Source organism: Arthrobacter sp. 92, from assembly GCF_050260325.1.
Taxonomy (GTDB): domain Bacteria; phylum Actinomycetota; class Actinomycetes; order Actinomycetales; family Micrococcaceae; genus Arthrobacter.
The window spans coordinates 4,376,479-4,398,372 of sequence record NZ_CP189863.1; the positions used below are offsets into that span (position 1 = coordinate 4,376,479).

The 21,894-nt window shown below is 64.4% G+C and carries 25 protein-coding genes, 1 pseudogene and 1 riboswitch; of the genes and pseudogenes, 14 read left to right on the top strand and 12 right to left on the bottom strand.

The window, feature by feature from the left end; all coding sequences use genetic code 11:
* The first annotated feature begins 139 nt into the window (after positions 1 to 139).
* The 3 genes from ACP4XC_RS20320 (at position 140) to ACP4XC_RS20330 (ending at position 1,865) form a co-directional block, all read left to right on the top strand.
* A complete protein-coding gene (locus tag ACP4XC_RS20320; RefSeq protein WP_427172531.1) occupies positions 140 to 373 on the top strand; it encodes a hypothetical protein in 234 nt (77 codons plus the stop codon).
* Positions 374 to 481: 108 nt separating this feature from the next.
* On the top strand, positions 482 to 1,477 hold the full coding sequence (locus ACP4XC_RS20325) for a DUF6454 family protein (RefSeq protein WP_427172532.1): 996 nt from the start codon (positions 482 to 484) through the stop codon (positions 1,475 to 1,477).
* A gap of 115 nt (positions 1,478 to 1,592) precedes the next feature.
* The gene (locus ACP4XC_RS20330; RefSeq protein ID WP_427172533.1) at positions 1,593 to 1,865 is read left to right on the top strand and encodes a hypothetical protein; all 273 of its coding nucleotides are present in this window, start codon (positions 1,593 to 1,595) and stop codon (positions 1,863 to 1,865) included.
* Between the two features lie 109 nt (positions 1,866 to 1,974).
* On the opposite strand, the gene ACP4XC_RS20335 is transcribed toward ACP4XC_RS20330, so the two are convergent.
* Both ACP4XC_RS20335 and ACP4XC_RS20340 read right to left on the bottom strand, forming a co-directional pair.
* Entirely contained in the window at positions 1,975 to 2,541 is a 567-nt protein-coding gene (locus tag ACP4XC_RS20335) for a type 1 glutamine amidotransferase domain-containing protein (RefSeq protein ID WP_427172534.1), read from the bottom strand.
* Positions 2,542 to 2,731: 190 nt separating this feature from the next.
* On the bottom strand, positions 2,732 to 3,187 hold the full coding sequence (locus tag ACP4XC_RS20340; RefSeq protein ID WP_427172535.1) for an Lrp/AsnC family transcriptional regulator: 456 nt from the start codon (positions 3,185 to 3,187) through the stop codon (positions 2,732 to 2,734).
* 106 nt (positions 3,188 to 3,293) lie between these two features.
* Here ACP4XC_RS20340 and ACP4XC_RS20345 point away from each other — a divergent pair, with 106 nt between their 5' ends.
* Positions 3,294 to 3,953: a LysE family translocator gene (locus tag ACP4XC_RS20345; protein ID WP_427172536.1), complete on the top strand. Its 660-nt coding sequence runs from the start codon at positions 3,294 to 3,296 to the stop codon at positions 3,951 to 3,953.
* 3 nt (positions 3,954 to 3,956) lie between these two features.
* Here ACP4XC_RS20345 and ACP4XC_RS20350 read toward each other — a convergent pair whose 3' ends face one another.
* The 4 genes from ACP4XC_RS20350 to ACP4XC_RS20365 form a co-directional block, all read right to left on the bottom strand.
* Positions 3,957 to 4,637 carry a response regulator gene (locus ACP4XC_RS20350; RefSeq protein WP_427172537.1) on the bottom strand — a complete coding sequence of 227 codons (681 nt, stop codon included), beginning with the start codon at positions 4,635 to 4,637 and terminating at the stop codon, positions 3,957 to 3,959.
* Positions 4,630 to 5,943, bottom strand: coding sequence for a sensor histidine kinase (locus ACP4XC_RS20355; RefSeq protein ID WP_427172538.1), 1,314 nt, complete (start codon positions 5,941 to 5,943; stop codon positions 4,630 to 4,632). Before ACP4XC_RS20355 ends, ACP4XC_RS20350 begins: the two co-directional genes overlap by 8 nt.
* Positions 5,944 to 6,088: 145 nt before the next feature.
* Positions 6,089 to 7,546 (bottom strand): benzaldehyde dehydrogenase, encoded by a 1,458-nt coding sequence (locus tag ACP4XC_RS20360; protein ID WP_427172539.1) that lies wholly within the window; start codon positions 7,544 to 7,546, stop codon positions 6,089 to 6,091.
* Positions 7,547 to 7,662: 116 nt separating this feature from the next.
* Positions 7,663 to 8,472, bottom strand: a complete 810-nt coding sequence (locus ACP4XC_RS20365) for a response regulator transcription factor (RefSeq protein ID WP_427172540.1) — start codon at positions 8,470 to 8,472, stop codon at positions 7,663 to 7,665.
* Positions 8,473 to 8,770: 298 nt separating this feature from the next.
* Here ACP4XC_RS20365 and ACP4XC_RS20370 point away from each other — a divergent pair, with 298 nt between their 5' ends.
* The 4 genes and pseudogenes from ACP4XC_RS20370 to ACP4XC_RS20385 form a co-directional block, all read left to right on the top strand.
* Positions 8,771 to 9,007, top strand: coding sequence for a glycosyltransferase (locus ACP4XC_RS20370; protein ID WP_427172541.1), 237 nt, complete (start codon positions 8,771 to 8,773; stop codon positions 9,005 to 9,007).
* Positions 8,971 to 9,345 carry a hypothetical protein gene (locus ACP4XC_RS20375; RefSeq protein WP_427175200.1) on the top strand — a complete coding sequence of 125 codons (375 nt, stop codon included), beginning with the start codon at positions 8,971 to 8,973 and terminating at the stop codon, positions 9,343 to 9,345. Before ACP4XC_RS20370 ends, ACP4XC_RS20375 begins: the two co-directional genes overlap by 37 nt.
* Before the next feature lie 143 nt (positions 9,346 to 9,488).
* On the top strand, positions 9,489 to 9,962 hold the full coding sequence (locus tag ACP4XC_RS20380; protein ID WP_427172542.1) for a sensor histidine kinase: 474 nt from the start codon (positions 9,489 to 9,491) through the stop codon (positions 9,960 to 9,962).
* A 24-nt stretch (positions 9,963 to 9,986) separates the two neighbouring features.
* Positions 9,987 to 10,079 (top strand): annotated as a pseudogene (locus ACP4XC_RS20385) (LssY C-terminal domain-containing protein); the annotation flags it as partial.
* A gap of 71 nt (positions 10,080 to 10,150) precedes the next feature.
* Here the strand turns inward: ACP4XC_RS20385 and ACP4XC_RS20390 are convergent.
* Positions 10,151 to 10,762 (bottom strand): NADPH-dependent FMN reductase, encoded by a 612-nt coding sequence (locus ACP4XC_RS20390; protein ID WP_427172543.1) that lies wholly within the window; start codon positions 10,760 to 10,762, stop codon positions 10,151 to 10,153.
* A 225-nt stretch (positions 10,763 to 10,987) separates the two neighbouring features.
* Between ACP4XC_RS20390 and ACP4XC_RS20395 the strand changes: the two genes are divergently transcribed.
* The 5 genes from ACP4XC_RS20395 to ACP4XC_RS20415 all read left to right on the top strand — a co-directional run bounded on the left by ACP4XC_RS20395 (position 10,988) and on the right by ACP4XC_RS20415 (position 17,025).
* On the top strand, positions 10,988 to 11,152 hold the full coding sequence (locus ACP4XC_RS20395) for a hypothetical protein (RefSeq protein ID WP_427172544.1): 165 nt from the start codon (positions 10,988 to 10,990) through the stop codon (positions 11,150 to 11,152).
* A gap of 84 nt (positions 11,153 to 11,236) precedes the next feature.
* Positions 11,237 to 13,111, top strand: a complete 1,875-nt coding sequence (locus tag ACP4XC_RS20400) for a Na+/H+ antiporter (RefSeq protein WP_427172546.1) — start codon at positions 11,237 to 11,239, stop codon at positions 13,109 to 13,111.
* Between the two features lie 135 nt (positions 13,112 to 13,246).
* The gene (locus ACP4XC_RS20405) at positions 13,247 to 13,513 is read left to right on the top strand and encodes a DUF2630 family protein (RefSeq protein ID WP_427172547.1); all 267 of its coding nucleotides are present in this window, start codon (positions 13,247 to 13,249) and stop codon (positions 13,511 to 13,513) included.
* Positions 13,514 to 13,698: 185 nt separating this feature from the next.
* Entirely contained in the window at positions 13,699 to 15,879 is a 2,181-nt protein-coding gene (locus tag ACP4XC_RS20410; RefSeq protein ID WP_427172548.1) for a transglycosylase domain-containing protein, read from the top strand.
* A 423-nt stretch (positions 15,880 to 16,302) separates the two neighbouring features.
* Positions 16,303 to 17,025 carry a GAF domain-containing protein gene (locus tag ACP4XC_RS20415; RefSeq protein WP_427172549.1) on the top strand — a complete coding sequence of 241 codons (723 nt, stop codon included), beginning with the start codon at positions 16,303 to 16,305 and terminating at the stop codon, positions 17,023 to 17,025.
* A gap of 42 nt (positions 17,026 to 17,067) precedes the next feature.
* On the opposite strand, the gene ACP4XC_RS20420 is transcribed toward ACP4XC_RS20415, so the two are convergent.
* The 4 genes from ACP4XC_RS20420 to ACP4XC_RS20435 form a co-directional block, all read right to left on the bottom strand.
* The gene (locus ACP4XC_RS20420) at positions 17,068 to 17,832 is read right to left on the bottom strand and encodes a GAF and ANTAR domain-containing protein (protein ID WP_427172550.1); all 765 of its coding nucleotides are present in this window, start codon (positions 17,830 to 17,832) and stop codon (positions 17,068 to 17,070) included.
* Between the two features lie 162 nt (positions 17,833 to 17,994).
* Complete coding sequence (gene crcB / locus ACP4XC_RS20425) at positions 17,995 to 18,363, bottom strand: fluoride efflux transporter CrcB (protein ID WP_427175180.1); 369 nt, start codon at positions 18,361 to 18,363, stop codon at positions 17,995 to 17,997.
* A 5-nt stretch (positions 18,364 to 18,368) separates the two neighbouring features.
* Positions 18,369 to 18,941 carry a fluoride efflux transporter FluC gene (locus ACP4XC_RS20430; protein ID WP_427172552.1) on the bottom strand — a complete coding sequence of 191 codons (573 nt, stop codon included), beginning with the start codon at positions 18,939 to 18,941 and terminating at the stop codon, positions 18,369 to 18,371.
* On the bottom strand, positions 18,938 to 19,495 hold the full coding sequence (locus tag ACP4XC_RS20435; RefSeq protein ID WP_427172553.1) for a universal stress protein: 558 nt from the start codon (positions 19,493 to 19,495) through the stop codon (positions 18,938 to 18,940). The genes ACP4XC_RS20430 and ACP4XC_RS20435 overlap by 4 nt, the downstream gene beginning before the upstream one ends.
* Before the next feature lie 136 nt (positions 19,496 to 19,631).
* Positions 19,632 to 19,732: riboswitch (Fluoride riboswitch) on the bottom strand.
* Between the two features lie 380 nt (positions 19,733 to 20,112).
* On the opposite strand from ACP4XC_RS20435, the gene ACP4XC_RS20440 reads away from it, so the two are divergent.
* A complete protein-coding gene (locus ACP4XC_RS20440; RefSeq protein WP_427172554.1) occupies positions 20,113 to 21,459 on the top strand; it encodes an ammonium transporter in 1,347 nt (448 codons plus the stop codon).
* Between the two features lie 45 nt (positions 21,460 to 21,504).
* Here the strand turns inward: ACP4XC_RS20440 and ACP4XC_RS20445 are convergent, their stop codons facing one another.
* Positions 21,505 to 21,855, bottom strand: a complete 351-nt coding sequence (locus tag ACP4XC_RS20445) for a DUF3846 domain-containing protein (protein ID WP_427172555.1) — start codon at positions 21,853 to 21,855, stop codon at positions 21,505 to 21,507.
* Between the last annotated feature and the right edge of the window lie 39 nt (positions 21,856 to 21,894).

Genomic DNA, 21,894 nt, shown 5'->3' on the forward strand with positions numbered 1-21,894 from the left:
CATCAGAGAATGCCGGGCGCCACGATTCACTTTTAAGCCGCAATCGGCATCCCTGGCCTCACCATCGAAACGACTCCAAGCCCCCCTTGCCCCTTGACCCTTGCCCTCCTGATTCAAGCACCGCGAAAGAGAGTCCCAAATGATCAAGCGCCATTCGGACATCCTGCTGGAAATCACCGCCAGCGACCCCGCGACCATCGAAAACGATTTGAACTGCGCCGTGGATATCGCGCTCCGGCACGCGATGCAGGAGCGCCGTCACGGGGTGCTCGTGACTCAGACCGGCTACTCTACCTACACAGTGGCCGTCAGCCGCGAAGTCCCGTACGGCGAGACCCACGAACTGAGGCAGTGGCCCGCGCTGCCCCACTAGGCAGCCTCCGGCTGGCGCCGCGTTCCATGATCTGTTCAGCTTGTGGATGCATCTGGTTCATGACCCTCATTTAGCCTCGGACAGTCCACGAACCACCGAGAGGCACACATGAGCACAACTCGCACCCGCGGCATCTTCGCAGCAGCACTCACGGCCCTGATCGCGGCCGCTATCGGCGGGACAGCCGTTGCCCAAGCGGACTCGAATAACGCCGGGGCCGCCGACCACCACGCCAGTGACACCGCTGTGACGGACGGCTTCAACGCCGTCGACCGCAACACCAAGTGGCAACTGACGGAGAAGCTGAAACTCAATTTCCCCACCTACCACACCGAGGGAATCGCCTTCGCCGGGGACCGCATCTTCCTCTCCGCCGTCCAGATCACGGAGCCCACGGTAAAGTACCCGAGCCCGCAGGGCGGCTACGACCGAACCCCGGGCAAGGGAATTGGACACCTCTTCGTGATGGACAAGGCAGGGAACCTGCTGAAGGACATCACGCTCGGCGAAGGCGACATGTACCACCCCGGCGGCATCGACTTCGACGGCACCAGCGTCTGGGTCCCTGTGGCTCAGTACCGGCCCAACAGCAGCGCGATTGTCTACCGCGTTGACGCGGCCAGCCTGGACGTCCACAAGCAGTTCGAGGTACCGGACCACTTTGGTGGAATTGTCATGGACAAGCAGACCGGGCATCTGGTGGGCAACACCTGGGGTTCGCGCCGCTTTGCCGAATGGGACCTCCAGGGGAAGCAACTGGACACCTGGGAAAACCCGAACTATTTCGTCGACTACCAGGATTGCCAGTACGCCGCGAATTCCAAAATGCTCTGCGCAGGCGTGACCAATCTGCCCCAAACGCCCGACGCCGGCGGCACTGCGTCAACGTACGAGCTTGGCGGAATGGCGCTGATTGACCTGACGAGCCACAATGTGCTCCGCGACGTACCCTTCCAGCAGTGGTCCTCGGCCGGCCACGTGGCCACCAGGAACCCGTTCAAAATGACGGCGGACGGCGGCGAGCTCACCATCCGCGTGGCCCCGGATAATGGCGACGAGGGTAATGGCACCGAGATCCTGACGTATAAAGCGACCGTCCGCTAAAGCCAGGCGCCCGCAAACCACCGCGGCCAGCCTGTACGCGTTCAGGCGTCGGCTGTAGCGTGGGATGGTCAATTCACTTACTAGGGACATTTACTCCCTAAGACGAGGAGAATCCATGAGCACGGATGAGAATGCACCGGACGACCTCGTAGGCGGTGGCGTCCAGGGCGGCGGCGCCCAAGGCGGCGCCAAGCCGGTCCCCCGGGGAACCACCGGTGAGCCCGAAGACCAGCCCGGCCCCAACGCTGACGCCCCGGGCATGCAGCCAGAGCAGCCGGACAGCGGCAGCAGCAGTGACGCCACCAATCCACCAGGACCGGCCCAAGAGCAAGACGACCAGACCGGGGACGACCGCGGGCTGACCACCGATCCGGGGTCCAGCGACTAGGTCCCACGAGCGCGAGAGGGGGCGATGACCGGCGGGGCCCGAAATGCCGGAACCCGGAATGCCGTCATCGCCCCTTTTGTGCCCTCAGAACGCTGAAGGATGTTTCCGACTATGCAGTCTGGCCGGCGTGCTCGCCTTCTTCGATTTCTTCGAGCAACTTGTCGTTGAAAGCGGGCAGATCGCCGGGGTGGCGGCTGGTCACAAAGCCCTGGTCCACCACCACCTCCTGGTCGCTCCAGTCAGCACCGGCGTTCTTCAGGTCGGTCTGGAGCGTGTGGTAGGACGTCATCTTCCGGCCGCGCACCACACCGGCGTCGATGAGCAGCCACGGGCCGTGGCAGATTGAGGCCACCGGCTTGTGCTGTTCAAAGAAGCTCCGGGCGAAGGACTGCGCGTCCTTGTCCACCCGGAGGTGGTCGGCGTTGACGACTCCCCCGGGGATCACGAGTGCGTGGAAATCATTGGCGTCCGCGTCCGCCACCGCGATGTCGACGTCGAACGTTCCGCCCTTTTCGGTGCCTTCGTACCCCTGGATCTTGCCGGTCTTCGGCGCCACGAGGGTGGGCTGGCCACCCGCTTTGGTGACGGCGTCCCAGGGACTGGTCAGCTCCACCTGTTCCACGCCGTCTGTCAGCAGAAAGGCGACTTTCTTGCCTGCAATATTGTGTTCTGACATGGTTCCTCCTGTTGCCAGGCGGGTCCGCACAACCAAGCATGTGGAGGCGTTCCCACGCGGAGAGTGTGATGCCTTGCGACTTAAACACTATGAAGCCGGGAAATAATAAGCAAGCTGACGATGCTCTTCCTGCCCGCTTGTATGCGGGCAGGAACGTCTGCCGCAGAGGCCCGCCCGCAGGGCCAGCCTGCTAGACCGGCGGACCCGCATTGGATTTCAGGTTCTTCATCACCAGTGTGGACGTCAGCCGCTCCACCCCGGGCAGCGAGGTCAGTTCGGCGTCGTAGAAGCGCTGGTAGGCGGGCAGGTCCGCGGCGATGACCTTCAAGAGGTAATCCGGGGAGCCGAAGAGCCGCTGGGCCTCCACGATGTTCGGATTCGCGGCCACACGGTTCTCAAAAATCTCCATAGTGGAGCGGTCCACCTGGCGGAGCGTCACGAAAACGATCGCTTCAAAACCCAGCCCCACGGCCGCCGGATCGATGTCCGCCCGGTAGCCGCGGATGACTCCGGAAGACTCCAGGTCCCGCAACCTGCGGTGGCATGGCGCGACCGTCAGCCCCACCTTGGCTGCGAGGGCCGTCGCGGTCATCCGGCCATCCTTTTTCAGATGACGCAATATATTTCTGTCTATATGGTCAATCACGCAATAATCTTACGCTTTCGATCCACATCAGGGCTAAATCAGGGAACACTTGTCGAGCGGAATTGCCTACAGTTTCTCCTGTAACCCCAGTCCTCAGGAGATCGCCATGAACCCCCAGCTATTCCTCGCCTTTGTAGTGGTCGCCGCCGCGCTGGCATGCACCCCGGGAGTGGACTGGGCCTACTCGATCGCCGCTGGGCTGAAGGAACGGAGCTTCATCCCGGCCGTGGCTGGCCTCTGCAGCGGCTACGTCCTGCATACCGTGCTGATCGTCGCCGGCCTGGCCGCGCTGCTGGCGGGCATGCCGGGTGTCCTGGGCTGGCTGACAATAGCCGGCGCGGGCTACCTGCTGTGGCTTGGTGTCAGCACCATCCGGTCATGGCGCGGCGCCAGCTTCGGTGCCGGCCCAGCGTTGGACATGTCCGTCCCAGCCGATCCCGCGGACACCCGCACGCAGCCCAACCAGTTCCGCACGTACCTCCAGGGCGTGGGCACCAGCGGCATCAACCCGAAGGGCCTGCTGTTCTACGTGGCCCTGGTGCCACAGTTCGTCAGCGCCGAGGCACCGCTCCCGGTTCCGGTTCAGTCGGGGCTGTTGGGCCTGACGTTTGTCCTGCTGGCCGGGGCTGTTTACAGCTGTGTGGCGCTGCTGGCCAGGAGGCTCCTCCATTCACGGCCAGGCGCGGCCCGAAGGGTCACTCTCGCCAGCGGCATCATCATGGTGGGACTGGGAACGGCGCTCCTGGCCGAGCAGCTGATTCTCTGACCGCTATCCCAGGAGGTGACGCTCATGCGCAAAGGCCACCAGCTGCAGCCTTGTGCGGAGCCCCAGCTTGTCCAACACGCTGCGAAGATGCGTCTTGACTGTTGCCTCGGAGACAAACAGACTCTCGGCCATTTCGCCGTTGGCCAGGCCTTTGGCAGCGAGTAGGAAGACATCCCGCTCCCGCGCCGAGAGGACTTCCAGGACTGACAGATCCGGCAGGGCCGACGGCATGGTGCGCGCGGCGTGCTGGAACAGTGCGTGCACGGAACCTGGGGCGATCACCGAGTAACCCAGATAGACCGTCCGAATGGCCGCGAGCAGGAACTCCGGCTCGGCGCTCTTGAGCAGATACCCGCTGGCCCCGGCCTGAACCGCCTCCACCACGGCCTGGTCCCGGTTGAAGGTGGTCAACGCAATAATCTTTGGCCTGCCGGTTCCCGCGGCGTCCGCTATCTGCATGATCCGCCCGGTGGCGGCGACGCCGTCGAGGACCGGCATCCGGAGATCCATAAGCATCACGTCCGGATTGCGCTCGGCCGCAAGCGTCACGGCCTGTTCGCCATCGTCCGCCTCCCCGGACAGCTGCATGTCCGCCTGGCTTTCAATCAGCATCCTGATTCCGGCGCGGAATAGCGGCTGGTCATCCACCAGCGCCACCCTGATGGGCGTTCCGGCGTCAGGCACGGAGAACCGCGGGGGCTGCCGGGGCAGGGACCGAAAGCGGCGCCGGCCCGGACGACGACGGCACGCCCGCCGCGCGGACACCGTACGGAATGAATACCGTCACCCGGAACTGTTCCCCATCAGGTCCAGCGGTTGCCCAGCCGCCAGCCAGATGGGCCCGCTCACCCATACCCGGTATACCCCTCCCGGTTCCGGGCTCGGTGGAAGATTGTCGATCCGGTGTGTCAAGCGGGCGCATATCCGACGCGACATGCAGGGTCAGGCCGGGGCCGCTCCAGTCAAGATGTAGCCGGACAGCCGCACCACGGCCGCCGTGCTTCAGGGAGTTGGTCAGGCACTCCTGCACTATCCGGAACACCGCGAGCTGCTGTCCCGCGGTGAGCTCCACCGGCGCCCCTGTTTCGCTGCGGTGGATCTTGAGGCTCCCCCGACGCATCTCATCCACCAGTGGTCCAACATCGCTGAGCCGCGGCTGGGGCGTCACCATCCCGTCGTCGCGCACCCCCTCGACAACCCGCTGCGCGTCGACCAGGGCGGTGCGGGCGGAACTGGCGATGTTCTCCAAGGCGTTCACCACCGCTTTGGGTTGCCCTGAGCTGAGGTAGCGGGTGCCGTCCGCCTGGGCTGCGATCACCGCCAGGGAGTGCGCCAGGACATCGTGAAGATCCCTGGCAATGCGGGTGCGCTCCTGCTCAACAATAAGGTCCACCTCGGCTTCCCTCAGCCCGGCCTGAGCCGCGCTCCGGGCCCGGAAGAGGTTGCCGCGCTCCTGGTAAAGGGCCAAGGAAAGCCCGACGGCGGCGCATCCTGCCGAAATCAGCGCAAGGAGCCCGAACACCTGGCCGCCGTAAGAGAGCAGCGTCATCCGGTCACCGCCATACAGCGGGTAGAACCACCCCGCCCTGTCCGCGTATCGCCACGACAGGATCAGGTAGGTCATCGCGCCGATGAACATCACGTTGGCGCCGGCAGCAACAAGCCGCATACGTCGCCCGGCCGTCCACAGGATGAACGCCAGGGCGACGAAGGAGCCAATATAGATCGCCCAGTTGGTGAAGAACATGGAGGGAACGAGGTAAAGGAACTGCCCGAGGATCAGGGCCGCGGTCAGCCCCAGCGACACCAGTGGCTTCCAGGCCGCCACCGCAATGGAGGCGGCAAGCATCAGCAGCGGCACGGTCCCGGACCACACCGTGAACGCCGGCCAGGGAATCCTCCCCGCCTCGGCCACGCACCACAGCGCGAAGTAGATAACGGCCGCCACCGGGGCGCCCCAGTGCCGCAAGACTTTCAGAAGTGGTTCCATGCCTGTCACCCTATCCACGGCGAATGGCACGACGCGGTCAAATCCAGTCATTTGGGCCGCGCTCAACCCAAAAGCCAGCAGATTCATCCTTTCGGCCAGTATCCACCCGAGGATTCACCATGGCTGGCCTGATCCCCTGCACTCCTCAGAACGGGTAGGGCGCTATCTCCGGGCGCATGGTGAGCCACTGCGTCTCCGTGAACGCCTCGATGTTTGCCGTCGCCCCACCAATCCGGGAGCCCGTGCCGGAGGCCCCCACGCCGCCGAAGGGAGAATTGGCCTCATCCGAGACGGTCTGTTCATTGATGTGCACTTTTCCGGAGTTAACCCGGTCCGCGATCTTCATGGCTTCCCCCACGTCCCCAAGGATGCCCACTGAAAGCCCGTACTCGTTGGCATTGACCAGCTCCGCCACCTCCTCGATAGTGGAGAACTTGGTGACGGGAGCCACCGGACCGAAGATCTCCTTGGCGAAGGCGGGGTTATCCAGAGTCAGGTCCGCCAGCACGGTGGGTTTGTAGAACAGTCCATCATGGGTTCCCCCGGCCACCAGCCGGCCGCCCGCCCGCACCGCGTCTTCGACGATTGCATGGATGCGACTGAGTTGGCCTTGATCGATGATCGGCCCCAGGGCAACCTGCCCGCTGGCGGGGTCCCCGACCGGGAGCTGTTCCGCCTTCTCGCCGAGTGCCGCAATGTAGTCCTCGTACAGTGATTCGTGTACAAAATGCCGGCCGGTGGCCATGCAAATTTGACCCTGATGCATAAAGGAACCGAAGGCGCCGGCCGACGCCGCCTTCGCCAGATCGGCCCCGGGCAGCACGATGAGGGCACTGTTTCCTCCCAGCTCGAGGTGGACCCTCTTCAGGTGCCGTCCCGCGGACTCCCCCACTTTGCGTCCCGCCGCCGTCGAACCGGTGAAGGACACCACGCGGACCTCCGGCGCCTCCACCATGGCGGCACCTGTTTCGGCCCCGCCGGGCAGCAATGCCATCACCCCGGCCGGCAGGCCGGCCTCCTCGAAGACGCGCATCAGTGCCACGCCGCCGCACACGGCCGTGCGGGGGTCCGGCTTGAGCAGAACCGCGTTTCCCAAGGCCAACGCCGGGGCTACCGAGCGGATGGAGAGAATCAGTGGGAAGTTGAAAGGAGCTATGACGGATACGACGCCGGCGGGACGGCGCCGTGCGAAGGACCAGCGGTCCTCATTGGAGGTCAGGACCTCCCCTGCCGGATGCGCGGGCAGCGCCGCGGCGTCATGGCATTCATTAGCTGCGATGTGGGTCTCCAGCGCGGCCTTGCCTGGAACGCCCCCGCTCTCACGGATGATCCAGCCCTGTAGTTCCTCGGCGTGCTCTTCCCAAAGCTGCGCCGCGCGGCGCAGCACGCCCGCCCGCTCCTCGGGATGTCTTGCTGCCCATTCTTTCTGGGCTTTGGCGGCAACGGTGGCCGCGCGTGCCACATCGGCCGCAGTGGCGACACCGAAGCGGCCAAGCACTCCTCCGGTGGCAGGCTCCACCGCATCCCGGGTGCCCCCGGAACCCTCCGTCCAGCCGTCGATGTAGATCTTTCCGTCCCAGCGGGCGGCGTCGAGAAAGGTCATGATGCGTTCTTTCCTTAGGTTGGTCGGTGGCTTCCGGGGTCACTCGCGGGTGGCCTCCTGGTGCCATTATTGAGGGCTGGCCGCGTGTCCGGAACCCCCGGGTCGCCGTCGCCCTCCTATGGAGTGAGACGGTAGCCGACTCCCCGCACTGTTTCGAGCCATCTGGGTGCCCTCGAATCGTCGCCGAGCTGTTTGCGCAGGTTTCCGATGTGCACCTCGACGGCGCGTTCCTCGGCCGTGGTGACAAAAGATCCGGTGTCGTAGGACTCGTTGCGCAGTCGTCGCACCAGGTCGGACTTGGTGCGGACCAGGCGACCGTTTTCCATGATGACAAGAAGCAGGTCGAACTGCGTCCGGGTCAGATCAATTCTTGTTCCATCAATTTCCGCCGTGCGGGTGCCCTCGTTGAGGGTGAGTCCGTGGTGCTCGAAATCGCAGCAGGTGATTGCGGACCGGGATCGGTTTTGGTCTCCGGCTGCAGCAGTCTCACTGGATACCGCAGCGGCGGCGGGTTCGGCTGGAGCGGCCGCGGTCCCGGATTCTCGCACGCCCTGTTTCCGGGGCCGGCGGAGCATCGCCGAAATCCGGGCCCGGAGCTCGCGGGGCCTGAACGGTTTGGTGAGGAAATCATCGGCGCCGGCTTCGAAGCCCATGAGCGCGTCAGCTTCGTCCCCCTTTCCCGTCACGATGATGAGGTAAGCATCGCTGAAGATGCGGATCCGGCGCGAGGCCTCGATGCCATCGAAATCGGGCAGTCCCAGATCCATGGTGACGAGGACCGGGTTGTGTTCCCGCACCGCTTCCACTCCTTCACGCCCCGATGCGGTTGCGTGCACAGCAAATCCGGACTGCCTGAGCACGTCCCCCAATGCTTCCCTGATGTCGTCATCATCCTCAACGATTACCGCAATTCCACGCCCCGCCATCTACGCCCCCATAGCTTCTTAGTTCGTAAGCGTCACCCCTGCGGCGCGAAAACGCCCCGTCAGTGGTAATTCCATTGCATGGACTTATGCGCCGTTTCCTGAGCCTACACACGGCGTCGGGCAGGATCGGGCGGGCCGCCAAATCTTGTGCATTTCTTGAGTTGGCATGCCGACTTGAGCCAAATTTAGGCCTTTCCAAGGGACTTTCTTGTTGGCTGATTGAGGACGCCACGCGAGGCTTGGGGAACCGGCGCGGAGATTGCGCCACTCCCAACCAACACCCCAAGGGGGCTTCCCGATGTCTGTCACCGTGCTTATCCCCGCTCACAACGAGGCCGCTCAATTGGCGGCGACGCTTTACTCGCTGGGCCGCCAGACCAGGGAGGCATCCCGGGTGGTCGTCGTCGCGGACAACTGCACAGATGACACCGCGGCGATTGGCTTTGCGTGCGGCGCGGAGGTTATCCGCGCCAGCGGCTGCGCTGGTATCGGGGAGCCTTGGAGAGCCTGCCGCGGTACGGCTTTACCCGCGTGACCGCCCGGTACTGGTTCCAGCAGGCGATGCTCACGCTGACCACCATCATGATGTTCCTGTATCTCGGCGCCACCGCTCTGGTGGTGGCCGCGGGCCAGTTCCAGTGGTCATCGTTCTGGCTGGCCGTCGGTCTGATCTTCGTCGTCGAGCGCCTGGTCACTGTCTGGTCGAACGGCCCCGGGGGCCGCGCCTGGGCAGCGCTCGTCCTGCCGGAAATGATCTACGACCTGATCCTGATGGCGGCGTTTGTCACTAAGGAAAGCAGGGCACGTCCGAGGACGACGACGGTGGCACCGGGCGTTTGTGCCCGATGTCGCCGTTCCTTTGTGCCCGGCTGATTCCTGATCTTGATCGGAATTTGAGGGAGACTTTCGGAATCCCTGATGCTGGCGGTCCACGCTTGGACCATCGGCACATAGGCGGCAGACCAGCCCCCGCGGCCGGCGTAGGTTTTCAGCGGCTGGAGGCATCAGGGGGAGCCATGAAAAATGCGTCAGCTTTAAGCGAGGCCACTGCCGTCCGGGGCATCATCACCGACCGGGGCCCCGTTGACTTCCACGCCCTGGGGCTGGCCGGGTGCATCGACAGGCTCGCTGCACCGTTGCGCCAGCAGGGAACCACTGTCCTGTGGGAAACCCCACACCACGGCGTCGAGGTTCCGGCTGGCTGCGCCTCGCTGCTGTACCACGCCGCGCAGGAAGCCCTCAGCAACACCTACAAGTATGCGAGGGCCAGCGAGATAACGGTCCGGCTGGCCGCCGTCAACCATGGCATTCGACTGACTGTCACCGATGATGGCGTGGGATTCGACCGCAAAGCCAGGACCGGCAGCAGCCAGCACGGCTTCGGCCTCCTCCTGATGTCCATCGCGGTCGAAGAAGCAGGCGGCACCACCACGATCGACTCCGCTCCCGGGCAAGGCACCTGCCTTACGGTCACGCTCCCGCTTGACTAGCTTCCGGGTCTCCTGCCGGCGGTTTCCGGAACTATCGATCGCAGCGTCGGTTTCTCCCCGTTCACCCTTCAGGTGACCCACAAGGTCCAGGAACGCACGGACGAGGAACGGGACCACACGCGTCTTAAACCATTCAATTCTCATGTTCCCGGCGGACCGTCCGCCTCGGCGAAGGTGGGGTCAGCTTGCTAGCGCGAGAGCTTGTTCGGATCCGGCTGCTGGTCACCGATGTGGCCAGGGGCGCTGGCCGCCAGGACCCGCTCAACGAAGGCGCCGTATTCCTCCATGTAGTGGCGCAGGAACGACGCCGTGGATTCATCCTTGACCTCGCCGTCAGCGCCGAAAACCTCAGGATTGAACTTGATGTAGGCCTCGGGTGCGTTCAGCTGGGGCGCGTCGAGGAAGCTCAGCACACTGCGGAACGAGGACTGCATCACGGCAGTGCCAATCCCGCCGGGTGAAGCGCCGATTATTCCCGTGGGCTTGCGGGCGAACGAGTTGGTGCCCCAGGGCCGGGACCCCCAGTCAATGGCGTTCTTGAGTGCACCCGGGATGGAACGGTTATATTCCGGGGAAACGAAGAGGATTCCGTCGGACGCCGCTATCGCGTCTTTGAGGGCGCGCCCTTCAGGAGGAAAATCGGCGTCGTAGTCATAGCTGTACAAGGGCAGGTCCCGGATGGGGATCTCCGTGAACTCAAGGTCATCGGGCGCGAGCCTGATCAATGCCTTGGAGAGTGTGCGGTTGATGGAACCGCTGGCCAGGTTTCCAATGAAGTACCCAATCTTGTAGGTGGCCATGAGGGTCGTCCTTCCCGAACGCCGGCTGGACCGGCTCGTCAACGGTGCTGCGGGGGTGCCGAGGGAGGTGCTGGCACAACTCAACTCATAGTTGAGCACAGATCACTGACGGCGGCCAGACTTGGCCTCGAAGGCGCGGCAAGGTCCTTGACAGGCCGACGCGCTCGGGAGCTAGATGAACAGTAGCCGTGATGGAGTTTCAGGACATTCAGGAGACAAACGGACATGAAGGAAGACTCAGAACCCGTAGAACGCGTGCACAGCGAGGCTCCGGCGGAAGGGGACGAAACCGCGGATGCATCTGAACTGCGCTTCCATTCACAGGACCCTGCCGAAGGCGCGGATTTCCAGGATGAGGGAAGCGCCGGCGATTCGTCGAAGGGTTCCTAACCCGAGTCGCCACCGACAAGTACCCGGAACCGTACCCGGGAACCCGCTCCCAGGCTCCGGACGTCAAACTGACAGAATTACTCCATGAACATCGCTTTAGGTGTGCTGGTGCTGGTGGGAGTGGTCTGCGCCGGAAGCGCACTGGGCCGGAAAATAAATGTTTCCGTTCCGCTGCTGCTGGTACTGACCGGGGTCGCCGGCTCTTTTCTGCCCTTCGTCCCGACCATCGAACTGAACCCCGAGCTGGTGCTGGTGGGCCTGTTGCCCCCGCTGTTGTACGCGGCGGCGCTGCGGACCTCACTCTTCGATTTCGGCTCCAACCGCCGCGCCATTGGGCTGCTGTCGGTGGGTTATGTCATTTTTGGCACCGTTTCCATCGGCCTGATGGTCTGGTGGCTGTTCCCCGAGATCCCCCTGCCCGCAGCCACTGCCTTGGGGGCCGTCGTCGCGCCGCCGGATGCGGTCGCCGCAACGGCGATCGCGCGGAAAGTGGGGATGCCGCGGCGGATTGTCAGCATCCTGGAAGGCGAATCCCTGGTCAATGACGCCACGGCGCTGGTCTGCCTCCGCGCAGCCATCGCCGCCATCGCCGGAAGCATCTCCGCGGCAGAGATCGCGGGCGGTTTCCTGCTGGCCGCGGGTGGCGGACTGGTGGTGGGTCTGGCCGCGGCATACGTACTGACCCAGCTCCGCCTCAGGATCCGCAGTGTTGCCATCAACACCTCGACTTCATTGATTGCCCCGCTGGTGGCGTACCTGCCGGCCGAGGCCATCCATGCTTCCGGTGTGCTGGCCGTGGTGGTCGCCGGACTCATCATGGGAACGAAGGCGCCATCCATGCCCAACGGGGCAGCCCGCCTAAGCCAACGCAGCAACTGGGACACGGTCCAGTTCGTGCTGGAAAATTCGGTGTTCCTCCTGATCGGGCTCCAGGTGCGGACCATCATCGAAGGAGTTCAGGACGATTCACTTGGCGCTGCCCGCATCTGGGTCGGCTGTGCGGTGATCCTGTTGGCCGTTCTGGTGTTGCGGCCCCTGTGGGTTTTTCCCGCAACCTACCTGCCCCGGCTGATCCCGGCCGTCCGCCGCAATGACCCGGCTCCTCCGTGGCAGTTTCCCGCCATCGTGTCCTGGGCTGGAATGCGCGGGGTGGTGACGCTCGCCGCGGTTCTGGTCCTGCCGGCGGGCCTGGAGCATCGGTCGGTGCTGATTCTCGCCGCGTTGGTGGTGGTCGGCGGAACACTTACCCTGCAGGGCTTCACCCTCCCGGCCCTGGTCCGGGTCCTGAAGGTCAAGGGCCCGGACCCACGTGAAGATGCCCTCAACCAGGCGTCCCTGATGCAGCTTGCCACGACTGCGGGCGTGGAGCGGCTAAAGGAGCTGCGCACCGACGATGACCCTCCAGAGGTCGTGGCCATGCTCAAACGGCGCACGCAGGAACGCGGGCTCGCAGCCTGGGAACGGCTTGGCCGCCCGGACTCCGAATCGGCCACCCCCAGCCAGCGCTATGCCCGGTTGCGGCTGGCCATGCTGGAGGCCGAGCGGGCCAAGGTGCTGGAATTGCGTCGGGGCGGCGAATACGCCCACGAAGTCCTCAGCGAGGTCCTGGATAGGCTTGATATTGAGGAATCGATGCTGGACACATCCCTGGACGAACTGGAAGCGCGCCCGGGCGGCGGCGGTGAGGGCATCGCCCGGCCCGGCGGCATCTGTGAACACCTGGAGCGCGCCACGGACCGGGAAGTACCCGACGACGCCTCTTGCGACGATTGCGCCCGCGAAGGCACAACCACCGTCCATCTCCGGATGTGCCTGGATTGCGGACATGTGGCCTGCTGCGACTCTTCCCCCGGCACCCACGCTTTCCGGCACTTCAGAACCACCGGCCACCCCGTGATGCGCAGCATTGAGCCGGGGGAGGACTGGCGCTGGTGCTACACGGACGAACTCATCGGATAACCTTCCCGGGACACCTGCAGGTCCCGCTCCCACCGGTCTCTGGGCACCGGGCGGCGGGCTCCGTAACCTGAGAAGTGAACCTCCTCTCCTGGCACAACCGCAGGAGTTCGAGCCGCCGCCGAAGAAAGAGGAAACGTGGACAACCAGGACAACCAGGACAACCAGGACATTCTCGAGAACATCAAGTCGCTGGTGGAGGAAGAACGTGAGCTCCGTGAAGGAGTCCGGGGAACCGGCGGGTCCGTACACGCGCCTGACGCCGCGCGGCTGCGGCACATAGAGGAGAGCCTGGACCAGTGCTGGGATCTCCTGCGGCAGCGCCGGGCCAAAAAAGAGTCCGGCGAGAACCCCGACGACGCCGCCGAGCGGCCGGTCAGTGAGGTTGAGGGCTACCGGCAGTAGCCGCAGCCGCCCCGGACGGCGAGCCAGCGCCCGTCCCAATTTCAGGGATCCGGCCGCGTGATTTCGGCGCCAGAGGGTCAAACGGAGCGTGCCGTCAAGCATTGGGTTTCCTTCCCGCGTTCGGGCGCTGCGTGAAAGGACTTTGTCCTCTTTGGCTGCGGCCGATGGAGGAGTTGAATGGAACTATGGCGTGGAGGAACCGCCCGAAATACACGGTGGCAGCCACTCTGAGAAGGCTCCTCGGATTTGTCTTAGTGAGCGGCCTCTGCGGGGTATTGGCAGCCAGCATTGTGGTGCCCGGAGTGGCCTTGGCAGGCGTCTCGGTCAGCAGATCCATCACCATCTTCAACAACCTCCCGGCTGAACTGGAGGTTGATCCGCCCTCCCAATCCACCAAGGTCATGACCTCCGACGGGAAGCAGATCGCCACCTTCTACGCAGAAAACCGGGTGAAGGTGGGACTGGATCAGATGTCGCCGTATATCAAGAACGCCATCGTGGCCATCGAGGACAGCCGTTTCTATGAACACGCGGGAGTGGACGCGCAGGGAATCCTTCGGGCGCTCGTTTATAACCTGACCCAGGGCGGGCGGCAGGGCGCCTCGACCCTGACCCAGCAGTACGTCACCAATGTCCTCAATGAGTCGCTGATCTCCTCCGACCGCAGTGACCTCGTGATCCTCAGCGGACAAAAGAGCGTGGCCGACAAGCTGCGCGAAATGAAGCTCGCCATAGAACTGGAGAAAAAATACAGCAAGGACCAGATCCTTGAGGGCTACCTGAATATCGTCTTCTTCAACCGGGACGCATACGGCATCGAGGCCGCCGCCCGGCACTTCTTTAGCACCTCCGCGAAGGACCTGACATTGCCTCAGGCGGCACTGCTGGCCGGGCTGGTGAACAGCCCCAGCTTCTACGATCCCACCATCCATCCCGAGAACTCGCTCAAGCGCCGGAACCAAGTGCTGGACAATATGCTCAAGCAAGGCAAGATCACCGGGCCGGAGCACGACGCCGCCGTGGCAACAGCGCTGGCTCTCAAGATCACTCCCGGCCGGCAGGGCTGCGCCGCCGCTGCCATGGCGCCCTATTTCTGCGATTATGTCTCCCACCTCATCCTCAACGACGCTGCCTACGGCGCCGACCCGAACGACCGTGAAAAGCTCCTGTACAGGGGCGGCCTCACCATAACCACCACCCTGGACAGCCGGCTGCAGGCCGCCGCCCAGACCCAAGTGGACGCCACCGCCGGGGCGAACCCGGACAAATGGGGCGCGGCCCTGGTGTCCATCGAGCCCGGCTCCGGCCGGATCCTGGCCATGGCACAAAACACCGTGTTCCTCCCTGAAGAGGGAAAATTCGACACGCAGCTGAATTTCAATGTCGACGCCAAAGATGCCAACGGCAATGACTTGAACGGTGCAGGTGGATTCCAGCCCGGATCCACCATGAAACCTTTCACGTTCGCGGAATGGCTCAACGAAGGCAAACCCCTCAACGCCATAGTGGACGCCTCCCGACGGTCCTACCCGCTGGATTTTCCGTGGAAGGACAGCTGCGGGAAAGTGCGCGGCGCCTACAGCACGGCTCAAAAGAACGCGGGCCTTGAAGCGGCGGACGATCTCAAGAACAACGATGAGGGATATTACCGCCGCATGCCTGTCAACTACGGGCTCTATAACTCGATCAACACAGCGACCTTCGCGTCCGCCGCACAGCTGGATTTCTGCGGCATCCAAAAGATGGTGGATGCGGTTGGCCTCCACAGCGGCCTGGACAATGCCCAGGTGAACATGCACCAGCTGGGCAACCTGCTCGGCGCTATCGGCATAGCACCCCTCCATCTGGCCAACGCATTCGCCACTTTCGCCGATGACGGCCGCTACTGCGCGCCAATCGCCATCACGGAGGTGCGGGATCCCTCCGGCCAGAAGCTTCCGGCGGCGGTTAGCGACTGCCGCAATGCGGTCAAACCCGACGTCGCCCGGGGCGTCAACTCCGTGCTGCAGGACGTACTGAAACGCGGTTCCGGCGTCTATATCAACCCGAAAGTCCAGGACAAAGTCCCGGTTGCTGCCAAGACGGGCACCTCCAACAACAACGGAGCCACCTGGGTGGTCGGCTATACCTCCGGACTCGCCACCGCCTCCTTCTTCGGCGACACGACGGAAGGCCAAAAAAGGGCCGGACAAGACGTCACGATCAACGGGAAGTTCTACAAGGCCATAGACGGCTATATGCTTGCGGGCCCGCAATGGGCCAACTACATGGTGCAGGTGGCGGGGATGTATCCTGCAGTGGCATTTCCACCGCCGCCGCCATCCATGACGGGCCCCGAGAGCCCTTCGCCCGGCCCCTCGCGGTAAGGGCTCCTGCCGGCGGAAGACCCGTAAGAGGGAAGCCCCCGCGCGAATCGAGTCGACTCAAGCGCAGGGGCTTCCCGGCGCTCCGATCATTGGGGGGAAAGCGGAGAGCCTGCATTTAACTTACAGCTGTTGCGGCCGCCCGATGCGCACTACGGGCGGTTCACAGCAATATTGAGCCAATTTTGCGCCTTTTTGACGTCAGGACCTTTGTCCCTTGACTTTGGCGCGCATCTCGCTTAGACCCGGGCCGCCCGCATCGGCCGGCCCGCAGCCAGCAGCCAGCCGCCCGGCCTCGCCCGGCCAGGGCGGCCGGCGCGGCCCCGGCCAACGCGCGGTATGCTGTATACGGACCCGAAAATGTAGGGACCCGGCTCAGCAGGGGGCATTCCCAGGGCAACTGCGCCCTCGTGCCAAAGGCCGGCAATGCTCAACCCCTTACCCTTCGACGAATTGACAGTTGCATTCGCCCGCATCAAGGGCTTGCTCCTGACCGAGGAGAAAGTGGACCGTGCGATGCGCGGACTCGTGGAGGCGGCTAAAGACGCCATCCCGGGGACCGTGGGCGCCGGCATCTCGGTGCGGGATCGGGAGCATGGTGGGCCCGCGGGCTGCTCCACCGACGAGGTCCTTAAGCAGGAGGATGCCGCTCAACTCGAAGCAGGTCAGGGGCCCTGCATTACGGCATGGACCACCGGGCAAGCTGTCATCGTCCATGACGCCGCAACAGACGCCCGATGGCCACTCTGGAGGCAGGCTGTGGTTTCTTTGCCCATACGCTCGCTCGCCAGCGCGCCGATCACCGCCGGAAACGGTTTCATCGGAGCGATGAAGGTTTATTCCACCCTTCCATCGGCCTACGATGCAGGCACCGGGCAGCTGCTGGAGAAACTGGGCGTCGCTGCGGCGACCCTGCTCAGCAACGTCCAGGGACCGCAGACGCCACGCCGCATGAGCGAATCTCTCAAGGATGCCCTTCAAGACCGCGACAACACCAGCCGCGCCTGCGGGATACTGATGGAACGGCAGGGCCTCTCGCCCGAACAAGCGATTCGTGAACTTTTCCGGCTTGCCAGGGCGAATAGATCCACCGTGGCCCAGGTGTGCCTCGAGATCATGGCAGGCTCCCGCCGTCATGCCGCCAAGTAGCGTGCTGCTGCCCGGTTGAAGGTCGGCGGGACCGGGGGTCCCTCACCGATTGCGCGGTACGGTGAGCTCCCCGCTGATGGTCAGTTCTTCGGCGACATCGCGGAGCTTCATGTTCAGGGTGGAACTGGCTCGTGACAGCAGCACGAACGCCTCCTGCGCTGAAATCTTGAACCGTTCCATCAGGATTCCCTTGGCCTGGCCAATCAGGTCGCGGGTATCCAGTGCCTGGGTGAGCTGGCTGAGCTGCTGGCTTCCGGCAACTGCCACCGCCGCATGGGCCGCCACCAGTCCACCGATCCGTTCGGATTCGGCGTCGAAGGCCCCTGCCTGATCGCCAAAGAGGTTAAGGGCACCGAGGTGGTCGCCGTCCACGAATAGCTGGAAGGAGAGCATGCTCCGCGCGCCGAGCTTAAAGGCTGCTCGGGAGAAGTCCGGCCAGCGCTCATCCTTGCTGAGGTCGGGGACACTGACCACCCGTTCCTCGTAGGAAGCGTCGAGGCATGGACCCTGCCCTGTTTCGCTCTGGAGCGCGTCCACCAGGCGCGGAATCTCGCTCGACGCCGCCTTCGATTCAATTTGCCGGCGCCCCGTTATCAGGCTGACCGAGGCATGGGCCGCGTGGGGAACCAACTCCAGGGCGGCATGCACAATGGCTTCGAGCATGGAGCCCGAATCCTCAACGTGCTTCAGGTCCCTTGCCATCTCGCTGAGTTGCTTGGCAAGATCCGCCGGGCCCGGGACGCCACCCGGCTGCCCCACGGCTGGTCCCTCCACCGGCTGCCTGGTATCCGCGGACGTGGAATCCATGGTTCCCCTCCTTCGTCGAGCCGGGTCCGCCGATGACTTACCGGTGGACACATCGGTGCACGCCGCATAAGCAGTCCGCGGCTTAGGAATTCCTGATCATGCTTACCTGTGAAATATACCGCGGGAAGGGCCTCCTTGGGATCCCTGTTTTTTGCCGGCACTTCACAGCAGGGCGGCCAAGGCGAGACCGCCAGCGGCGGCTCCCACAGCAGCCGCTGCTGTGCCGACGCCGTTCAACAGCGCAAGGCCGGTACGGCGCGACTGGATAAGCCTGACGGTCTCGAAACTTGCCGTGCTGAAGGTGGTGTAGCCGCCCAGGAACCCGGTGCCTGCGATGGCCTGCATCTCAGGGGGCGCCGCCTGCGCAAGTACCAGCCCTGCCACCAGGCCCAGAAGAAAGGACCCCGTGACGTTGATGGCAACGGTTCCCAGGGGCAGTGCGCTGCGGAACCGGGCACGGATCAGTCCATCCACTACGAAGCGGGTCCCTGCGCCGAGGCCGCCGGCCAGTCCCACCATCATCAGGGTCACGAGGTTCACCGTTTCGCTCCCGTCGGTTTCGACTGCCGGGCAGCCTTCCCGCCTCCGTTGACCCTTTCGTGATGTGCGGCAGCGGAGAGGATTCCGGCTGTCGTGGCCAGTGCGCCCCCGAGCACCGTCGCCGCAAGGTACCCCAAGGCATCGGCCGTGCGGCCTGCATCCACAAGGATGTTCGTTTCCAGTGCGAGGGAACTGTAGGTGGTGAAAGCGCCGAGGAACCCCGTGCCGGCCAGGATCCGCAGCAGCCGGAGGCGTCCCGCATCGGGTCCCCGGCGGCCGAGCGCCTCAAGCAGGAGGCCCAGGAGGAATGCCCCTGAGAGATTGATGATCAGGGTAGGCACGGGCCATCCTCCAGGAGCCGGGAGTGCCGCACTGAGGCCGTACCGCGCCAGCGCGCCGCCCATTCCGCCTGCGATCACCACCAGCACGAATCCTGGATGCAGGTGCACCGGCCGGTGGGGGCGCGGGTCGCCGAGAATCCCGCCGTTGCCGTCCATGTCCGGGACGCTTGGCGGATCTGGCACCGGGGCAGCCGGTGACGCATCGGTTCCCGGTGTGTGCTGATTCATCCGCGGTCCGGTTTCGGCCGACGCTTGGCATGCCCGGCGAGCGGAACCACCAGGACTGGCCGGTGCTGCCGGTGGGTGAGGTGGACAGCCACCGACCCCACCAGCAGCTCTTCGAGCCGGGCCCCGAATCCGCGTTCGCGGGTGCCCACAACGATGAGGGACGCGTCCGTGGACTCTGCCATCTGCCCCAGCGCCCTGGCCGGATCTCCCGCGAGCGTAACGAAGGACCACCGGACACCCGTCCCCTCCAGAGCGTCCTGAAGGCGTTCCCTGATGCCGGCACTGATCCCCTCAATGTCGTCATCAATCCCGTCAGGGTCAATCAACCGGGCCTCCACGCGGCCGTCGGGCTCCTCGGCGAGGTAAGTGGTGACGTCAACATATGCGCAGATCAGCTTGACGTTCAGGCTGTGGGCCAGATCCGCCGCCCGGTGCGCCACGGCAAGAGGCTGCCCCGGAACAACGCCCATAAGCACTGGGCCCGTGATGCGCCGCGGGACGTAGGCTGCGGGGTCTTGGGCGGGGCGGGTTTCGTTGGCTGCGGACTCAGTCATTGGCGCTCCTTTCAGGGCAGCGGATTCCAGGGCAGCGGGCAACCTGAAAATCAGGACGAGCCTGTGCATTCCTATCAGGATGAGGGCGCGCGAGGAGTGCATCTGGTGCAAGCATGCGTCACCTACCTTCGTATCAGCAAAGGCAGGAACCATCAGCCTCGTGGCGGTTCGAACGGCCGGACCTGCAACCAGAGCCACAGCCGGGCCGTTCCGGCGGGATCCATCGCCGTGAACCGAGACTACATGCACGCTGGCTCCCGCCGCCAGCGTTTGAGGCCGCGCGGCGCCTGGATCCATCCCGCTAATGCCACCTCTTTTCCAGCTTCAAGCCATTTCAACGGTCCTCACGGGCAGCCGCGCCTCAGGTCACCGGTTCGGGCCCGCCATTCCGCGGATCCCGCGGTGTGAACGCGCCCTCCGCGGCGTCCCAACAACAGCACTCGTTAACATTCCCGAAACAGGACGGTCACGCGTTCTTCATAGAACAGGCATTCCTGTAACGTCCCTGCAACTTTTCGCCTCATTATCGGAAACAAGAACCCGCGACGATTGACCGGGGGCGAGGCCCGGCAACGACGAGGTCCCGTACGGAAGACTTGACGAGAAGGGACACGCAGGTGCAAATCACTGCGGAAAACGTCTGGATGATGGTGTCGGCGGCTCTGGTGTTGCTCATGACACCTGCGCTTGGCCTCTTTTACGGTGGCATGACCCGGGCCAAGGCCTCCCTGAACATGATGATGATGAGCTTCATCTCCGTGGGCATCGTGGGTGTTGTCTGGGTCCTCTGGGGTTACTCAATGTCCAGCGGCACGAGCGTCCTGGGCCTTGTTGGAAACCCGTTCACCAGCTTCGGGCTCCAGAGCGTGATCGGCTCGCCGGACCTGATCAAGGCCGGCTACAGTGCCACTTTCGCCATCATCACGGTGGCGCTGATCAGCGGCGCAATAGCGGACCGGACGAAGTTCACGTCCTGGGCCGTCTTCGTCCCCATCTGGATCACCCTTGTGTACTGCCCCCTCGCGTTCATGGTCTGGGGCGGCGGCCTCATGAGCGCAGGCGGCGCTGTGAGCTCCATCTTCGGCCAGGTCATCGACTTCGCCGGCGGCACTGTGGTGGAGATCAGCTCCGGCACTTCCGCCCTGGTGCTTGTCCTGATCCTGGGCAACCGCCACGGCTTCGGAAAAGATGCAAACCACCGCCCGCACAACATTCCCTTCATCATGCTTGGCGCCGGCATCCTGTGGTTTGGCTGGTTCGGTTTCAACGCTGGCGCCGCCACCACCGTGCAGCAGGCCGGCCTGATCTGGGTCAACACCCTGGCCGCCCCGGCAGCCGCCATGATCAGCTGGCTGGTCACGGAAAGGGTCCGCCACGGCCACCCCACGTCCCTCGGGGCCGCGTCTGGCGCCGTTGCCGGGCTCGTCGCCATCACCCCGTCCTGCGCCAATGTCAGCCCCCTTGGCGCCCTGGGCCTGGGGCTCGTGGCTGGCGCCGCCTGCGCTGTGTTCGTGGACCTCAAGTACAAGTTCGGCTTCGATGACTCCCTGGACGTGGTGGGCGTCCACCTCGGCGGCGGCCTCATCGGCACCCTGGCGCTGGGCCTCATCGCGCTGCCGGTCGACGGCGAAGGCGGGGGCCTCTTCTACGGCGGCGGACTCCACCAGCTCATTGCACAAACGGTGGCCGTGCTTATCACGCTGACGCTCTCAGGCCTCGTCACTGCCGTGATCGGCGTCGCCATCCACAAGACCCTGGGTCTTCGTGTCAGCCACGAGGATGAAATCGCCGGCGTGGACCGGTCCGAGCATGCCGAGTCGGCCTATGAATTCGGCGAGATGAGCCACAGCCGTTTCAACCCGTTCGCCCACTACCGCGTGCAGTCTCCCGTGCCCGCCTCCCCTGGACCGGAACAGCCACAGGGCAGCCAGGAACACCACGCCAAGGAAAACACCTTCGCCTAGCGAGGGTTCCCTGATGGGCCGCTCCCGGCAGTGAACCACCAACCGCTACGCGGCGAGTCCGACGTCGAACAGCCCGGCAGCACGCCGGATCAGGTGCGGGGGCACGTCCGCCTCGTCCCCGTGTTCGGTATGGCCCAGAAAGACGGCCACGCCACGGACGGCGTCCGCAAGGTCAAGCCCGCTTTCGTGCATCAACTGCCCGGCGCGAAGGTTCGGCGGCAGGTTGGCGATCCTGCCCAGCGAGTTGAAATAGACGTGCCAGTCCCCGCGCGTGACCGACTCCACGTCGCCGCCGACCAGCAATCGAAGGTTTTCCAACCCCGCGTCGAACGCCTCAATCCGGACGGGCTCAGTAAGTTTCGCCGGAACGATCAGTGCAGTACAAGTGGTGCTCATTTTCCTATCCTCTTTTTGAGTAACTGAGCAGGACTCAAT

What these genes read in the sequence shown, in the direction of transcription:
- ACP4XC_RS20320 (WP_427172531.1), top strand. Translation starts at nt 140, where the DNA reads ATGATCAAGCGCCATTCGGACATCCTGCTGGAAATCACCGCCAGCGAC.
- ACP4XC_RS20325 (WP_427172532.1), top strand. Translation starts at nt 482, where the DNA reads ATGAGCACAACTCGCACCCGCGGCATCTTCGCAGCAGCACTCACGGCC.
- ACP4XC_RS20330 (WP_427172533.1), top strand. Translation starts at nt 1,593, where the DNA reads ATGAGCACGGATGAGAATGCACCGGACGACCTCGTAGGCGGTGGCGTC.
- ACP4XC_RS20335 (WP_427172534.1), bottom strand. Translation starts at nt 2,541, where the DNA reads ATGTCAGAACACAATATTGCAGGCAAGAAAGTCGCCTTTCTGCTGACA.
- ACP4XC_RS20345 (WP_427172536.1), top strand. Translation starts at nt 3,294, where the DNA reads ATGAACCCCCAGCTATTCCTCGCCTTTGTAGTGGTCGCCGCCGCGCTG.
- ACP4XC_RS20355 (WP_427172538.1), bottom strand. Translation starts at nt 5,943, where the DNA reads ATGGAACCACTTCTGAAAGTCTTGCGGCACTGGGGCGCCCCGGTGGCG.
- ACP4XC_RS20360 (WP_427172539.1), bottom strand. Translation starts at nt 7,546, where the DNA reads ATGACCTTTCTCGACGCCGCCCGCTGGGACGGAAAGATCTACATCGAC.
- ACP4XC_RS20365 (WP_427172540.1), bottom strand. Translation starts at nt 8,472, where the DNA reads ATGGCGGGGCGTGGAATTGCGGTAATCGTTGAGGATGATGACGACATC.
- ACP4XC_RS20370 (WP_427172541.1), top strand. Translation starts at nt 8,771, where the DNA reads ATGTCTGTCACCGTGCTTATCCCCGCTCACAACGAGGCCGCTCAATTG.
- ACP4XC_RS20380 (WP_427172542.1), top strand. Translation starts at nt 9,489, where the DNA reads ATGAAAAATGCGTCAGCTTTAAGCGAGGCCACTGCCGTCCGGGGCATC.
- ACP4XC_RS20390 (WP_427172543.1), bottom strand. Translation starts at nt 10,762, where the DNA reads ATGGCCACCTACAAGATTGGGTACTTCATTGGAAACCTGGCCAGCGGT.
- ACP4XC_RS20395 (WP_427172544.1), top strand. Translation starts at nt 10,988, where the DNA reads ATGAAGGAAGACTCAGAACCCGTAGAACGCGTGCACAGCGAGGCTCCG.
- ACP4XC_RS20400 (WP_427172546.1), top strand. Translation starts at nt 11,237, where the DNA reads ATGAACATCGCTTTAGGTGTGCTGGTGCTGGTGGGAGTGGTCTGCGCC.
- ACP4XC_RS20410 (WP_427172548.1), top strand. Translation starts at nt 13,699, where the DNA reads ATGGCGTGGAGGAACCGCCCGAAATACACGGTGGCAGCCACTCTGAGA.
- ACP4XC_RS20415 (WP_427172549.1), top strand. Translation starts at nt 16,303, where the DNA reads ATGCTCAACCCCTTACCCTTCGACGAATTGACAGTTGCATTCGCCCGC.
- ACP4XC_RS20420 (WP_427172550.1), bottom strand. Translation starts at nt 17,832, where the DNA reads ATGGATTCCACGTCCGCGGATACCAGGCAGCCGGTGGAGGGACCAGCC.
- ACP4XC_RS20430 (WP_427172552.1), bottom strand. Translation starts at nt 18,941, where the DNA reads ATGAATCAGCACACACCGGGAACCGATGCGTCACCGGCTGCCCCGGTG.
- ACP4XC_RS20435 (WP_427172553.1), bottom strand. Translation starts at nt 19,495, where the DNA reads ATGACTGAGTCCGCAGCCAACGAAACCCGCCCCGCCCAAGACCCCGCA.
- ACP4XC_RS20445 (WP_427172555.1), bottom strand. Translation starts at nt 21,855, where the DNA reads ATGAGCACCACTTGTACTGCACTGATCGTTCCGGCGAAACTTACTGAG.